The organism is Candidatus Aalborgicola defluviihabitans, assembly GCF_016705985.1.
In the GTDB taxonomy this organism is placed as follows: Bacteria; Pseudomonadota; Gammaproteobacteria; order Burkholderiales; family Burkholderiaceae_C; genus Allorhodoferax; species Allorhodoferax defluviihabitans.
In genome coordinates this window covers 38,284-52,092 of the sequence record NZ_JADJKN010000006.1, presented here as the reverse complement: position 1 = coordinate 52,092, position 13,809 = coordinate 38,284, and the positions used below count along the sequence as shown (strand labels likewise).

The 13,809-nt window shown below is 58.0% G+C and carries 15 protein-coding genes; 5 read left to right on the top strand and 10 right to left on the bottom strand.

Annotated elements, in window-relative coordinates; genetic code table 11:
- The first annotated feature begins 141 nt into the window (after window positions 1–141).
- Complete coding sequence (locus IPI80_RS07790) at window positions 142–2,031, top strand: FimV family protein (RefSeq protein ID WP_413858834.1); 1,890 nt, start codon at window positions 142–144, stop codon at window positions 2,029–2,031.
- A gap of 9 nt (window positions 2,032–2,040) precedes the next feature.
- On the opposite strand, the gene IPI80_RS07785 is transcribed toward IPI80_RS07790, so the two are convergent.
- The 3 genes from IPI80_RS07785 to lexA all read right to left on the bottom strand — a co-directional run bounded on the left by IPI80_RS07785 (window position 2,041) and on the right by lexA (window position 4,167).
- Window positions 2,041–3,048, bottom strand: a complete 1,008-nt coding sequence (locus IPI80_RS07785; RefSeq protein ID WP_413858832.1) for a D-2-hydroxyacid dehydrogenase family protein — start codon at window positions 3,046–3,048, stop codon at window positions 2,041–2,043.
- Between the two features lie 87 nt (window positions 3,049–3,135).
- Entirely contained in the window at window positions 3,136–3,468 is a 333-nt protein-coding gene (locus IPI80_RS07780) for a hypothetical protein (protein ID WP_413858830.1), read from the bottom strand.
- A gap of 24 nt (window positions 3,469–3,492) precedes the next feature.
- Window positions 3,493–4,167 carry a transcriptional repressor LexA gene (gene lexA, locus IPI80_RS07775; protein WP_413858828.1) on the bottom strand — a complete coding sequence of 225 codons (675 nt, stop codon included), beginning with the start codon at window positions 4,165–4,167 and terminating at the stop codon, window positions 3,493–3,495.
- 114 nt (window positions 4,168–4,281) lie between these two features.
- On the opposite strand from lexA, the gene IPI80_RS07770 reads away from it, so the two are divergent.
- Together IPI80_RS07770 and IPI80_RS07765 are read left to right on the top strand one after the other, a co-directional pair.
- A complete protein-coding gene (locus tag IPI80_RS07770) occupies window positions 4,282–5,262 on the top strand; it encodes an asparaginase (RefSeq protein ID WP_413858826.1) in 981 nt (326 codons plus the stop codon).
- 171 nt (window positions 5,263–5,433) lie between these two features.
- The gene (locus IPI80_RS07765; RefSeq protein ID WP_413858824.1) at window positions 5,434–7,083 is read left to right on the top strand and encodes a DUF6600 domain-containing protein; all 1,650 of its coding nucleotides are present in this window, start codon (window positions 5,434–5,436) and stop codon (window positions 7,081–7,083) included.
- Between the two features lie 45 nt (window positions 7,084–7,128).
- On the opposite strand, the gene adk is transcribed toward IPI80_RS07765, so the two are convergent.
- The 6 genes from adk to IPI80_RS07735 all read right to left on the bottom strand — a co-directional run bounded on the left by adk (window position 7,129) and on the right by IPI80_RS07735 (window position 10,961).
- Complete coding sequence (gene adk / locus IPI80_RS07760) at window positions 7,129–7,785, bottom strand: adenylate kinase (RefSeq protein WP_413858822.1); 657 nt, start codon at window positions 7,783–7,785, stop codon at window positions 7,129–7,131.
- Between the two features lie 127 nt (window positions 7,786–7,912).
- A complete protein-coding gene (kdsB, locus tag IPI80_RS07755) occupies window positions 7,913–8,674 on the bottom strand; it encodes a 3-deoxy-manno-octulosonate cytidylyltransferase (protein WP_413858820.1) in 762 nt (253 codons plus the stop codon).
- 7 nt (window positions 8,675–8,681) lie between these two features.
- Window positions 8,682–8,864, bottom strand: a complete 183-nt coding sequence (locus tag IPI80_RS07750; protein WP_413858818.1) for a Trm112 family protein — start codon at window positions 8,862–8,864, stop codon at window positions 8,682–8,684.
- Entirely contained in the window at window positions 8,845–9,897 is a 1,053-nt protein-coding gene (gene lpxK, locus IPI80_RS07745) for a tetraacyldisaccharide 4'-kinase (protein WP_413858816.1), read from the bottom strand. Before lpxK ends, IPI80_RS07750 begins: the two co-directional genes overlap by 20 nt.
- 4 nt (window positions 9,898–9,901) lie before the next feature.
- Window positions 9,902–10,330 carry an ExbD/TolR family protein gene (locus IPI80_RS07740; protein ID WP_413858814.1) on the bottom strand — a complete coding sequence of 143 codons (429 nt, stop codon included), beginning with the start codon at window positions 10,328–10,330 and terminating at the stop codon, window positions 9,902–9,904.
- 4 nt (window positions 10,331–10,334) lie between these two features.
- On the bottom strand, window positions 10,335–10,961 hold the full coding sequence (locus IPI80_RS07735) for a MotA/TolQ/ExbB proton channel family protein (protein WP_413858812.1): 627 nt from the start codon (window positions 10,959–10,961) through the stop codon (window positions 10,335–10,337).
- Between the two features lie 270 nt (window positions 10,962–11,231).
- Here IPI80_RS07735 and xseA point away from each other — a divergent pair, with 270 nt between their 5' ends.
- Together xseA and IPI80_RS07725 are read left to right on the top strand one after the other, a co-directional pair.
- Window positions 11,232–12,530 (top strand): exodeoxyribonuclease VII large subunit, encoded by a 1,299-nt coding sequence (gene xseA, locus IPI80_RS07730; RefSeq protein WP_413858810.1) that lies wholly within the window; start codon window positions 11,232–11,234, stop codon window positions 12,528–12,530.
- 56 nt (window positions 12,531–12,586) lie between these two features.
- On the top strand, window positions 12,587–13,168 hold the full coding sequence (locus IPI80_RS07725; protein ID WP_413858808.1) for a superoxide dismutase: 582 nt from the start codon (window positions 12,587–12,589) through the stop codon (window positions 13,166–13,168).
- Window positions 13,169–13,209: 41 nt separating this feature from the next.
- Here the strand turns inward: IPI80_RS07725 and IPI80_RS07720 are convergent, their stop codons facing one another.
- Window positions 13,210–13,659 (bottom strand): DUF192 domain-containing protein, encoded by a 450-nt coding sequence (locus IPI80_RS07720; protein WP_413858806.1) that lies wholly within the window; start codon window positions 13,657–13,659, stop codon window positions 13,210–13,212.
- Window positions 13,660–13,809 lie beyond the last annotated feature (150 nt).

Genomic DNA, 13,809 nt, shown 5'->3' with positions numbered 1-13,809 from the left:
ACACGTATTTGTCGCCTGTGTGTCTGGTGTTGGTTGTAATAGAACGCACCCAGACAGGCCCTGCTTATGCGAAAATTCGTGACATAAATGGTTTCTTATAGAAAATATAGATTTGCAATTCTGGGAACAGCTGCGCTTTGTTTGGCGATCAGCAGCCCAGCACTGACCCTGGGCCGCGCCCGGGGGGCGGTGCTGTTGGGGCAACCTCTTAAATTGACGGTTTTGATTCAGACGGATCCGCAGGACGACCCGTATTCGCAATGCTTCGAGGCTGATGTTTTCTATGGAGATAGCAAGCAGGATGCCAGCCGAGTGACTGTCAGCAGCAACGTCACAGCGGGATCACAGTCGGGAACTGTCGTCGTGAACGCCAGTGCCCGTGTCGATGAACCCGTTGTTACTGTGTACTTGCGCGCAGGGTGCGAGCACAAGACGACGCGAAGTTTTGTCTTGTTGGCAGATCTGGCCAGCGAAGGGCAGCCCGCACCTGCAGGCGGGCGTGAGCAGGCTCCTGCGCAGTCACCGATTACATTGCCAGCGGCTACAGCCCCCGGCACGGGGGCGGTTGATCGTTTGGCAGTCGCCAAACCGGCAAAGCCTGTCAAGGCGGTGAAGAGGTCCACAAAGGTCCAACCGTCCGAACCCGTTGCGGCGACTACTGTGGCGATTTTGCTTGCCAAGCCAGTCGCACCCCGCCGGGCCCATCTCAAGTTGGCTCCGTTGGATTTGACGATAGAGCGCGATCCGACGCTGAAACTGAGCAGTGAATTGGTGCTTGGGGAAGGTGAGGACTTGCAAAAGCGTGCAGAGGCCGTGGCCTTGTGGCGATCACTCAATGCCAGCCCGCAAGACATTCTCAATGCCGACAAGCGGCGTTTGTCCATTGAAACGGATCTCAAAGGGTTGCAGGCGGTGACTGCAAAAAATAATCAAACCTTGCAGGATTTGACCGCACGGCTTGGAAAGGCCGAATCCGAGCGCTATCTAAATCCGCTGGTCTATGGTCTGCTGGCATTTTTGCTGGCCTGTTGCGCAGTAGTAGCTTTCGCATGGTGGCGGATGCGTCAGGCGGGACAGAACATGACACCGTGGTGGCGTGATGGTGGTGTTTCCGTCAAGTCTGAGTGGGCGGATGCAGTGCATACCGTGCCCCCTTCGCTGCCCACGCAGATTCCCGTAGAGGAACTGTCTGAATCGGTCTTTGAAGTTGCTCCGGCGCTGACGGAAGTGGATATCGACGTCCATTTGGGTAAACCGCATACACCCGCTGCAGTCGTTGCGGCGCAAGTTGCCCAGCGCCGATCTGTACCTGTGCCTAACGTTGCAGTTGCCCGGGCTGCGGGGCATGTAGATTTTTCCAACAGTATGAATGCCAGCTTGAAGGCGCTGAACACCCGGGAGATGCTGGACGTTCGACAGCAGGCCGAATTCTTCATGACCCTAGGTCAGCATGAAGATGCTATTGGCATGCTCAAGGACAGTATAGATGGCAGCCCTGACTCCAACCCGCTGGTGTATTTGGATCTGCTACGGCTGCTGCATACCTTGGGCCGCAAGACCGAGTTTGACCAGTACCGCGATGACTTCAATGCGCTGTTTACCGGCCGTGTGCCGGCCTATACCGAATTCAATCAAAGTCAGGCGGGACTGGCGCAGGCCTATCCCGACGTGTGCAAGGAAATCAGTGCGCGGTGGCCAACTCAAGAGGCTGTTGACTACATTGAGCAGCACTTGGTGCGCGCACCAGGAGATGACCCATCCCATGGCTTTGACCTGGAGGCCTTTCGTGATCTGTTGATGCTGCATGGCATGGCACGGCGCATTATCTCCAGTTTGGACACGGGTTTTCAGCCATTTAGTGCAGTGCGGGGAGCGGCCGTTGAAACGAGCCCTAGCCCGTCGGCCTATTTGGCAACCGGCGAGAGTACTGTGGTTGATCTGGATCTTTCAGAGCCGCCAGGCAACTTGATCGACTTTGATGCGGATGAACTGGTCTCGTACAAACCCATTGCGCCACACAAGCTTAAGTGAAAACCGGGCTTACCGTCTGACTTGAAGTGCGCCGGGGTTGACGATGTTGGTCGGGGTGCCTTTGATGAAATTGACGAGGTTGTCAAAAGCAGCACCAAATAACTGTTCGTAATTGTTTTGCTCCACGTACCCGATGTGCGGGGTGCAGATGCAATTTTCCAGCCGAAGCAGCGCATGTCCCTGCAAAATGGGTTCCGCCTCAAAAACGTCAACGGCTGCCATCCCCGGGCGACCACGATTGAGTGCGCCGATAAGCGTATTGGTTTCGATCAACTCGGCCCGGGAGGTATTGACCAGCAGTGAAGTGGGTTTCATGCGCGCCAGATCCATGTGGTCAATCATGTGGTGCGTGGTGTCGCTGAGTCGCAAGTGCAGGGTGAGCACGTCGCTTTGTTCAAAAAATGCCTCGCGGCTGGCGGCGGTGGCGTAGCCATCGGCACGGGCCATTTCCAGCGATGCGTCACTGCCCCACACGACAACCTGCATGCCAAATGCGCGCCCGTAGCCAGCTACTATCTTGCCAATCTTGCCGTAGCCCCATACCCCCAGGATTTTTCCATGGAGTTCGCTGCCGATACCAAAGTTGGGAGGCATTGACCCCGACTTAAGTCCACTTTGCTGCCAAGCGCCATGTTTGAGGGTTGCAATGTACTGCGGCAACCTGCGCATGGCAGCCAATATCAGAGCCCAAGTAAGTTCGGCCGGCGCGACACCAGAGCCCATGCCCTCAGCCACGGCAATGCCCCGTTCGGTACAGGCTTGCACATCAAGGTGTTGGCCAGCGCGACCAGTTTGAGAAATCATTTTGAGCTTGGGCAGCTTCTCAATTAACTGGCGGTTGACGTGGGTCCGCTCGAGGATCAGAACGATGATGTCCGCATCCTTCAGTCGGACGGAGAGTTGACCTATGCCTTTGACGGTATTGGTGTAGACCTTGGCCTGGTAGCTATCCAGCTTGGCGGCGCATTCCAGCTTGCGGACGGCATCTTGGTAGTCATCCAGAATCACGATATTCATGGATGCCATTGTGCCTTGTCAGGCAACCCGCAATAGGCGTCAGGGTCGAATTTGGATGGGCCATTCTGACCCATACAGCTGAATATTTCAGGAAAGCGCTGCTTCGCGTGCTACCAGACGATCCAGTTCGGCACAAACGTCGGCCATACGGCCCGAGATGACCATGCGACCCGTGCTGGCGCGGGGCTGGCCGGCTTCTACCACGCGGATCACCCGTAGTGGTTGGGCTTTATCGTATCTTTCCGCTATAGCCCTCGTCGAATCTACGTAAGACGCTACAGAATTAGGAGCAAATTGAGACCTGCTCACAACTGGACTGACGTTTGTCCACGCTGCTGCCGGGCGTTTTGCGAACCACCGGTGTAACAGTTTGTTCAGCGGTTCAAAAATTCCGGCTTGGGCGATCAGGGCGATGTTCATGGTGGTAGCGTTTTCAAAAAAGGATTACATGAGCATGGTGTTGCGGATCAGGCCGACGGCCAGGCCTTCAATCTCGAACGGCTCGCCGGGTTCAACCACAATGGTCTGGTAATCCGGATTCTCAGGATGCAGCTCAATTAAATGTTTGTTGCGCCGAAAGCGCTTGACGGTCACTTCGTCGCCCAGGCGGGCTACGATAATCTGGCCGTTCTTGGCATCCTTGGTCGCCTGCACAGCGAGCAGATCGCCGTCCATGATGCCGGCGTCGCGCATGGACATGCCGCGTACCTTCAACAGGTAGTCCGGCTGGCGCTGGAACAGGCTGTTTTCCACATAGTAGGTTTTGTCCACATGCTCCTGGGCGAGAATGGGTGAACCCGCTGCAACACGGCCTATTAACGGCAGCGCCAACTGGGCCAAACCGGGCAGTGGCAGGGAGAATTGCTTGATGCGGGATTCGTGGATAGAGCGCAGGGTGTCGCTCTTGAGGCGGATACCTCGGGAAGTGCCGCTGACCAATTCGATGACGCCTTTGCGGGCCAGGGCCTGCAAGTGTTCTTCAGCGGCATTGGCGGACTTGAAACCGAGTTCGCTGGCGATTTCGGCCCGGGTTGGAGGGGCTCCGGTGCGCGCGATGGCGTTTTGAATCAGTTCCAGAATTTGCTGTTGCCGTGCGGTAAGTTTGGGACTTTCGAGCATGCTGAAGACTCCTTGGTGCTGGGCCGCTTGCTGTTGGTTCATACACACTGTTTCGGCATCCAGTAACTGTATTTTTAACCAGTTTTATTTTGTTTGCAAGGGAAATGTACAAATATGTTGAAAAAATTGGTATTTCTCGGCACAGGCGGCACGATTGCGGGTATGGCCAGCAGTGCTGGCGATAACGTGGGCTACAAGGCGGCGCAAGTCGGCGTTGACCAGTTGTTGGCCGCAATTCCGACTTTGGCCTTGGCTGTGGGGGATTGGGCGGTTGCGTTTGAGCAGGTGGCCCAAGTCGATAGCAAGGACATGGGGTGGGCGCAGTGGCGCGCTTTGGCCCAACGTGTGCAACACCAGACTTCCCAAACCGATGTGGCGGCGCTCATCATCACCCACGGCACGGATACGCTCGAAGAAACGGCATTTTTTCTGTCCCAGGTGTTGCCAGCTGCTGTGCAATCCAAACCGGTGGTCCTCACTTGCGCCATGCGCCCAGCGTCGTCGCTCACGCCGGATGGACCGCAGAACGTGCTGGACGCCGTTGCCGTGGCCCGTTCTGTTCACGCAAGGGGGGTGTTGGCGGTGTGCGCCGGTACCGTGCATTCGGCCCGCGACGTTCAAAAAGTGCATCCCTACCGGCACAATGCTTTTGATTCCGGGGATGCCGGGCCATTGGCTTATGTGGAAGAGGGCGTGGTGCGCTGGCTGCATGCCTGCCCAGTAGCAGAGCCAACCGGCACCACCGTGAGCATTTCAAATTTAACGACGGCGGCTTGGCCCCGGGTTGAAATCGTCCTGAACCATGCGGGAGCCAGCGGTGCCATTGTTCGAGCCCTTTGCGCGCCCCCTGCAGATGGAGACCCGGTAGTGCGTGGCATTGTGGTGGCCGGTACTGGCAATGGCACCATTCACCAGGATTTGGAAGCCGCTCTGCGTGGCGCGCAGCAGCGTGGTATTCGTGTGGTGCGCACCACCCGCTGTGCACTGGGCTGTGTAGTGGCAGGTACTTCTGAGCACAAATGGCCGCCATCAATAGCACTATCGCCGGTCAAGGCCCGCATTGCCTTGATGCTAGACCTTATGGCCGGCCACTGACCCATAAAAAGGTCGCATTTGTGGCCTTTTGGGGTTTGAGCCATTTGGTGAATTGTCCGCCAAGTGCTTTTCAAAACAGAGGTGTCTGCACAAACGGAGCCTGTCACATAGCCGGTCATCCCAAAATTGCCCTCGCGCGTTAAGTGTTAAGTGTCTAACCGGAGTAGAAGATTGAGCCTTACCATCCTGACAAAACAGCTGGCCATGCGTGGTTGGCACATGATTGCCACCCTGATAGTGGGCTTTGGCTTGCTGTCCAGCGCATGGGCTGATCCGCCTACGCAAGCTGGGCGCGTCGCCGACCTCGCGGGAGTGGTCTGGCTGTTCGACACGGACAATAGGGCGTGGACGCAAGTTATGCGCAATCAGACCATCGCCCAGGGCGACCGGTTGCACACCGACGCGCGGGCCCGGGTGAGCCTGCGCATCGGCTCCAGCAGTGTCTGGCTGGAGGAAAACGGCGATCTGGTTTTCGCGCAACTCGACGAAGGGCGGGTCTCCTTGCAGCTCGAAAAAGGCAGTCTGGGCCTGCGCCTGCGCACGCGCGATGCGGTGGCCGACTACACCGTGCTGACCCGTGATGGCAGCATCGTCGCGGACAGTGAAGGTCTTTTTCGCGTGGACCAGGTCGACCAAATGACCCGTGTCTTTGCACTGCAGGGGCGCGCGCACTTTGAGTCGGCACAACCGGGCGCCGCGCGAGATGTTTGGCTACGTCAGGGGGAGATGGGTGAGTTTTTGTGGGATGGAAGCGTACGCAGCGGAACCCAAACCATCCAGCGCGATCCGTTCAACGACTGGTTGATATCCCAAAACATGGCACAAGACGCGGCAGGTCAACTCAGCCAAAGCTATGTGTCGCCTGAAATGACCGGTTCGGATGATCTGGACCGGTATGGAAGCTGGGAACAGGCTTCTGATTATGGCGCTGTCTGGTTTCCCAGCCAGGTGGGACGTGACTGGGCACCCTACCGGGATGGCCGCTGGGTCTGGACCACGCAATGGGGCTGGAGTTGGGTAGACGACGCCCCTTGGGGATTTGCGCCGTTTCACTATGGTCGCTGGGTGAGCTTGCGTGGGCGTTGGGCGTGGGCTCCGGGCAGCTATCAGCCACGACCGGCATATGCACCTGCCCTCGTTGGCTGGGGTGGAACTTCATTTCCCAGGGGCTACGCAACAGACCGGCGCGCGCCACCGCGCCAGGGCTGGACACCCCTGACACCTAAGGAAATTTACCAGCCTGGCTTCCAGCACAGCCCAGGATATGCCACCCGGATCAACAAGGGGTATGACCAGCGCTATGACAAGAGGGTTGAAACTCCGGTGCAGCAGCGGTCCTACGTTAGACCATCAACACCTGTCCCTTTCGACGAGGAGCATCGTCCACGCGAACCGGCCAAGCAGCAGCAACAATGGGAGCAGCAGCAGCGCCCCGCCGTTATGGCACCACCCGCGGCTCAGTGGCCCGCATCTCCAAAATCCCGGGAGGCAGTGGCCCCCTATGGTAAGACTGCGCCGCCAAACGACGCCTACAAATCCTCAGAGCGGGCCAATCCCCCTTCTGCAGTAACTGAACGGGCCGCCCCAGTCTATAGCCGCAATCCACCAGTGGAGCGTGAAATGAAATCGAGGGAGGCGCAATCACCGCGTGATGGGTATCGCGGTGACGCAGGCGTCAAACAGGGAGGCAACACCAGAATGAACGCCGCCCCGGTTGAGCGACCCATCAACAACCAAACGCCTGCAACCCAGCCAAAGAATGACGATGCCAGGCAGAAAGTCAAACGCTCTGAAGGTTTGGACAAGCGGGACTTGTACTAGTATCGTCAACGACCCAGTCGCCGCCTGCGCTGGTCAGGTGGCGAATTAACCGCCCAGTGCTTCAAATGCGCGGCTCTTGATAACGTCCACATCGCCCATACCGCTGATGGCGCGGTACTGGGGGGCGGCTTGCGGCTCTGCCTTGGCCCAATTGCTGTAGTAGTCCACCAGGGGGCGAGTCTGCGCGCTGTACACATCCAGGCGCTTCTTCACAGTTTCTTCCTGGTCGTCAGGACGTTGAACCAGGGGCTCACCAGTTACATCGTCCACACCTGCTACTTTGGGTGGATTAAATTTGACGTGGTAAGTGCGGCCAGACGCGGGGTGCGAACGGCGACCGCTCATGCGCTCAATGATGGCTTCAAATGGCACATCAATTTCCAGCACGTAATCCAGTTTGACGCCGGCAGCCTTCATGGCATCGGCCTGGGGAATGGTGCGGGGGAACCCATCAAAGAGAAAACCATTCGCGCAGTCGGACTGCCCAATGCGCTCTTTCACCAGGTTGATGATCAGATCATCGCTGACCAGACCACCGGACTTCATCACCGCGTCAGCCTGCAAGCCCAGCGGTGTGCCGGCCTTTACCGCTGCACGCAGCATGTCACCGGTAGAAATTTGTGGGATGCCGTACTTTTGGCAGATGAACGTGGCTTGTGTGCCTTTGCCTGCGCCTGGTGCGCCCAACAAAATGAGTTTCATGGATACCCTCGGATAGAACAAAAAAACCTCACCGCAAAGGGCATCCCAAGGGCGCACCACGCTAGGCGATCATTTCCCGGGAGAATAGCACGGACCAACTGGCGGATAACTTACAGCCGGCCCACGCTTACACTTGGAAAAGTGCCCGAACGCGCTCCAGGTCTTCCGGGGTGTCTACGCCGGGTCCGGGCGCATGTTCCGTGGTGTGCACGGCAATGCGGTAACCGTGCCACATGGCGCGCAGCTGCTCCAGCGCTTCGGTGATTTCGATAGGTGCCTGTGCTAACTGCGGAAACTGCCGTAAAAAGCCGACACGGTATGCGTAAATGCCGATGTGACGCAGGGGTGCCGGCTGGGGCAGGGCGTGAATGCCCTGGTCAAAACCATCGCGCCACCAAGCGATGGGCGCGCGGCTGAAATACAGGGCTAATCCTTTGGTATCCAGTACCACTTTGACGACATTGGGGTTGGCAAAGTCCTTCACGTTGTCAATAGCATGGGCGGCGGTGCCCATGCTGGCCTCGGGATGGGCCAGCAACGTGGCCGCCACCGCGTGCACCAGGGCCGGGTCAATCAGCGGTTCGTCGCCCTGCACATTGACTACGATGGCGTCGTCTTCCAGCGCCAGCAACGTGGCGGCTTCGGCTAATCTGTCGCTGCCGGACAGATGATCTTCTCGTGTCAAGATGGCTTCAATGTCATGTTTCTCGCAGGCGGCCATGATGGCGGGGCTATCTGCTGCCACCACCACCCGTGTGTTGGGCGGTACGCCCGAGAGCACCCGTTGCGCCACCCGCACCACCATGGGAACCCCGCCGATGTCGGCCAGAGGTTTGTTAGGCAGACGGCTAGAGGCCAGGCGGGCCGGGATGAGGACCGTGTAGGCCATGGGGTGGCTACAGACCGAGTTCCGCGTCAGTCAAGGTACGGGCTTCGCTTTCCAGCAAGACCGGGATGCCGTCGTGTACCGGGTAGGCCAGTCGTGCACTGCGGGAGATCAGCTCCTGCTTTTCGCGGTTGTATTCCAAGGGGCCCTTTGTGACGGGGCAAACGATGAGTTCAAGAAGTCTTGTGTCCATGGGGCGATGATAGCGTTGCGTCCAGAGCGGTGAAGAAAGCGGGATCGGGCTCAAACTGCAGGGGAACTGCAAGCGCGTCTGGCGCTACTAGCCACAGTTTGGCAGCATCTTTCTCAGTACAAATGATGCGGTAGCCCTCGTAGATATTATGTGGGAAGCTATGAAAATCATAGTGATCCGGTAATGCCATAGTTTGAACCAATGGCAAGGATATCGCCCGCAACATGGCAAAAAATGATTCTGGCTGTGCAATACCCGCCACAGCCAGCAAAGGCTTTTCGCCTGCCTGGGTTAGCGTATCAAGTGCCACTTGGGTACCGTCGCGCCGTGTCGCAAAGTTTGCCAGCGCACGGTTGGCCGTGTAGCCAGCAAAGGCGGGGTGGCTACCCGTGTGCAGCACCAGCAATCGCTCTTTCCGTTGGCCGGCGCGGGCTAGAGGCGTACGCGGCCACGGTTCACGCAAAGGCCCAGCCGGTAACTGGCGGTTGTTGCCGATGCCCCGGTCATCAAAGACACAGACCTCCAGGTCGCGGTGCAGAGCGTAGTGTTGCAGTCCATCGTCACAGACCACAATCTGTGTTTGCGGGTAGCGCGCCAGCAAGGCCATGGCGGCCACATAGCGAGTTGGTGCAACAAAGACTGGCACCTGGGTGGTGCGTCGGATCAGCAAAGGTTCGTCACCCACACTATGGGGCTGGGAGTCGGTCTGTACTTCCAGACAACTGGATGGCTCCGCACGCCCATAGCCGCGCGAGATGACGCCAACTTGCAGGTTGCGTGCGCGCAGGTGTTGAACCAGCGCCATGACAGTGGGCGTCTTACCAGCGCCACCAGCCACCACATTGCCCACCACAATCACCACCGCCGGCACGCGTCGCACCTGGGTCACCCCCAGCGCATACGCCAAGCGGTGCATCCAGGTCAGTAGGCGGTACAGCAGCGAGAGGGGCCACAGCAAGTGGGAAACGAGTCCCCGGTGGGTCCAGGCTTGCAGCAAGCCACGTTGCAGTTTCTGCTGCCACGTGTCAGGCATGGCGCTATTGGCCACCCGCCTGCGCTGAGGACTGGGTGGCGAAGGTAATCTGGTTCAGGCCGGCGCGGCGGGCGGCTTCCATCACTGTGACCACGGCCTGGTGCTTGGCGCTGGCATCGGCACTGATGATGACTACGGTGTCTTTGCCCGCCTTGGCGCCCTCGGCAATGGCGGTGGCCACGCTCTCCAGGCTGCGCCCGGCGACGGGTGTGCGGTTGACGCTGTAGGCGCCATCAGCGCTGACGGCCACTATCAATTCTTTGGCGTAATCGCGCTGCGCTTCGGTATCGGCGACCGGCAGCTTGAGCTGCATTTCTGTGAACTTGCTGTAGGTGGTGGACAGCATCAGAAAAATCAGCACCACCAGCAACACGTCAATGAACGGGATCAGGTTGATCTCGGGCTCTTCTTGTTTACGGGGGCGAAAATTCATGGCCTTACTTGCGGAACACTTTGAGGTGGCGCGCCAGATGCTCTGCCGACAGTTCCAGCGTCAAAAGGTATCCATCCACTTGCCCCCGGAAGTAACGCCAGAAGATCAGGGAAGGAATGGCCACAATCAGGCCGAACGCCGTGTTGTAGAGGGCAATCGAGATGCCGTGAGCCAGAAGTGCCGGATTGCCTCCCGTTGCACCACCGGGTGCTTGGGAGCCAAAAATTTCGATCATGCCGACCACAGTTCCGAACAAACCCATCAATGGTGCTGCCGAGGCAATGGTGCCCAGCGCGCTCAGGCGCTGTTCCAGTCGCTGGGCGACAACGCGGCCGGTACTTTCCATGTGGGCACGCAGGTCGTCTTCGGTGCAGCGTGGGTCGGCGTTGATTGCACGCAGGCCACTGGCCAGCACTTCACCGAGGGCCGAACTTTTTTCCAGTTGCGTCACCACGTCTGGACCGGGGATGGCGGTGCGGGTCACGCTCAGCACCTCATCGAGCAGTTTTGCGGGTGCGATCTTGGACGCCTTGAGGCTGATGAATCTATCGATGACAATGGCCAGCGCCAAGACGGAGCATGCAATAAGGGGCCAGATAGGCCAACCAGCGGCTTGTATGATGGAAAACAATGGTTCACTCCGTACGGATGAAATGCACCGCGATTATGGCCCAGCCCGACGCGAGCTCCGCCCACAGAATATGTGGATAACTGTGTGTAGAACCCGTCTGGCACCGGTGCGAAGCCGCATTCGCGTTGGGTTTTGACAAAATGATGACAAATGAGGCAACAAAAAATCCAATGAAATCAATGACTTGTACCGAGAAATCGAACTGCTGGGCGGGTGACTCAGCCTTGAACTGTGGACAAGTAAATATGTGTCACTTTGCGCGCTAGTGCCATGGTTGAATGGGCTACTTCTGCTGGGGCGACGCGGGTTTGGCAGGTTGGCGCGTTGTGCCGCGCCATTGCCGATGCGATGGATGCGCGTTTCAACCCCGTCACGGTAGGCGGCGAAATCAGCGGATTTACCAAGGCGGCCAGTGGGCATTGCTACTTTTCTCTGAAGGACGATACCGGCCAAATCCGTTGTGCCATGTTTCGGCGCGCCGCCGGATTGCTGAACTTCAGTCCCTGCGATGGCGACCGCGTGGAAGTGCAGGGCCGTTTGGGTGTTTACGAGTCCCGAGGTGAATTGCAGCTGGTGGTGGAAAGCATGCGCCCCGCCGGTCAGGGAACTTTGTTTGAGCAGTTTTTCAAGCTCAAGGCCAAGCTGGAGCGGGAAGGCCTGTTTGAGAGTTCCCGCAAGCGCCCCTTGCCTGTAGCGCCGCGTGGCATCGGGGTGGTGACATCGCTGGGCGCAGCAGCTCTGCACGACGTGGTGACTGCCTTGCAGCGGCGCGTGCCGCATATTCCAGTGGTGCTGGCACCGGCTTCGGTGCAGGGCGAGGGTGCCCCGCGCGAATTGGTGCAGGCCCTGTCCAACCTCTATGCTTTAGCCCAGGCTCCCCAGCAGCCCGGTGCCTTGGCCATGGATGTGATCTTGCTGGTGCGCGGTGGTGGTGCCATGGAAGACCTGTGGGCCTTCAACGATGAGACTTTGGCGCGCACCATCGCGTGCAGTCCGGTGCCGGTTGTTTGCGGTGTGGGGCATGAAACGGACTTCACCATCGCCGATTTTGTTGCCGACCTGCGTGCACCCACGCCCACAGCGGCGGCTGAATTGGCTGCGCAGCCCACCGCCGTTTGGCTGGCTGCAGCGCAGACTCTGCAGGCGCGCCTGCAGGCCGCTGTGTTGCGTCAAATCGACCGTCAGGCGCTACGGTTGGACCAGGCTTCAAGCCGTTTGGGTCGCCCGTCTTCACTGGCACACCAACAGCGATTGCTGCTGGCGGCTGCACAACAACGTTTGCAGCACAGCGTACACCTGACCTTTCAATCGCGGCGGCAGGTGCTGGAGCGCCGCTCGCAAGACGTAGGTCCCGCTGTGCAACACGCTGTGCAGCGCTGTACTGACCAAGTGCACCGTGCTGAATTGCGTCTGGGCCTGTTGGACCCCTCCTTGGTGCTCAAGCGCGGCTATGCGTGGTTAAGTCTGGAAGATGGCAGCACGCTGACTCGCGTTGCGCAGACACGGGCAGGGCAGTCGGTAAGGGCAACCCTTACCGACGGTGCGGTTGACTTGACCGTGGCCAGCTAAAAAACCAATTCATTCCTACAATCGACCCATCTGCTAACCAACCGAGAGAGGATTCCATGGAACACACCCTGCCTGCATTGCCCTACGCGATTGATGCGCTGGCACCCGCCTACTCCAAAGAGACCCTGGAATTTCACCATGGCAAGCACCACAACGCCTACGTTGTGAACTTGAACAACCTGCAAAAGGGCACTGAATTTGAGTCCATGTCGCTGGAGGACATCGTCAAGAAGTCCAGCGGCGGTATTTACAACAATTCAGCCCAGATCTGGAACCACACTTTTTTCTGGAACTGCATGAAGCCCGCCGGTGGTGGCGAACCGTCTGGAGCGGTGGCGACTGCCATAAACGCCAAATGGGGCAGCTATGCAGCCTTCAAGGACGCATTTGTTAAATCGGCTGTGGGCAATTTTGGTTCCGGCTGGACCTGGCTGGTCAAGAAGCCTGATGGTTCCGTGGACATTGTCAACATGGGTGCAGCCGGTACGCCGCTGACCACAGCCGACAAGGCTTTGCTGACCGTAGACGTGTGGGAGCATGCCTACTACATCGACTACCGCAATCTGCGCCAAAAGTTTGTTGAAACCTACCTCGACAAGCTGGTGAACTGGAGTTTTGTCGAAGCCAATTTCGCCTGAATTCAAATTAGCTTAGGGAAACCGACCAATGGTCGGTTTTTTTATGGCTTGAAGGGATTGCCCGTGAGTTTTGCGCCGGCCTTGAGGCCTTTCTTGGCAAACCAGCCCTTGTTCATTTCGAGAACGTAGCGAACCGGTTTGATCGCGCAGTGAGAATCCAAGGTTTTGGGTTTCATGTCTTCCAGGTTGACGATGGTGCCATCGTCAGCAATGAAGGCGGCCGTTAGGGGTAGCAGCGTATTTTTCATCCAGAAACACAGACGGCTGGGTTCATCGAACACGAACAGCATGCCTTCATGTTGCGGCATTTCCTGGCGGAACATGAGGCCAATCTGTTGCTCCTCGGAGGTGACTGCAACCTGGGCATCAATCTGGTAGATGCCAATCGCCAGCTGGGTTCGCTGCAGTTGGGTTTGTGGTGTTTCCTGGGCATGGACACACCCTGACGCAAGCAGCAAACTGGTCAAAAAAGCAGAAATTAATTTATTCATGGCGTGATTGTGGCGCAGCAATCCGAAATGTCCGCAATTGCGGGCATTGGCTGGTTGGCAACGTGCTGAGCCAATGTACCTTCCAATGTACCTTCAGAAGTTCTGTCGATCTTGCCTGAAAAGCAATAAGGCAAAATTTTTTAGGAATAG

Excerpts from the sequence above, each read along its gene's own strand:
- IPI80_RS07740 (WP_413858814.1), bottom strand. The coding sequence starts at position 10,330 with ATGAATTTTCGCCCCCGTAAACAAGAAGAGCCCGAGATCAACCTGATC.
- IPI80_RS07750 (WP_413858818.1), bottom strand. The coding sequence starts at position 8,864 with ATGGACACAAGACTTCTTGAACTCATCGTTTGCCCCGTCACAAAGGGC.
- xseA (WP_413858810.1), top strand. The coding sequence starts at position 11,232 with ATGGTTGAATGGGCTACTTCTGCTGGGGCGACGCGGGTTTGGCAGGTT.
- kdsB (WP_413858820.1), bottom strand. The coding sequence starts at position 8,674 with ATGGCCTACACGGTCCTCATCCCGGCCCGCCTGGCCTCTAGCCGTCTG.
- lpxK (WP_413858816.1), bottom strand. The coding sequence starts at position 9,897 with ATGCCTGACACGTGGCAGCAGAAACTGCAACGTGGCTTGCTGCAAGCC.
- lexA (WP_413858828.1), bottom strand. The coding sequence starts at position 4,167 with ATGCTCGAAAGTCCCAAACTTACCGCACGGCAACAGCAAATTCTGGAA.
- IPI80_RS07770 (WP_413858826.1), top strand. The coding sequence starts at position 4,282 with ATGTTGAAAAAATTGGTATTTCTCGGCACAGGCGGCACGATTGCGGGT.
- IPI80_RS07780 (WP_413858830.1), bottom strand. The coding sequence starts at position 3,468 with ATGAACATCGCCCTGATCGCCCAAGCCGGAATTTTTGAACCGCTGAAC.
- IPI80_RS07725 (WP_413858808.1), top strand. The coding sequence starts at position 12,587 with ATGGAACACACCCTGCCTGCATTGCCCTACGCGATTGATGCGCTGGCA.
- IPI80_RS07720 (WP_413858806.1), bottom strand. The coding sequence starts at position 13,659 with ATGAATAAATTAATTTCTGCTTTTTTGACCAGTTTGCTGCTTGCGTCA.
- IPI80_RS07785 (WP_413858832.1), bottom strand. The coding sequence starts at position 3,048 with ATGAATATCGTGATTCTGGATGACTACCAAGATGCCGTCCGCAAGCTG.
- adk (WP_413858822.1), bottom strand. The coding sequence starts at position 7,785 with ATGAAACTCATTTTGTTGGGCGCACCAGGCGCAGGCAAAGGCACACAA.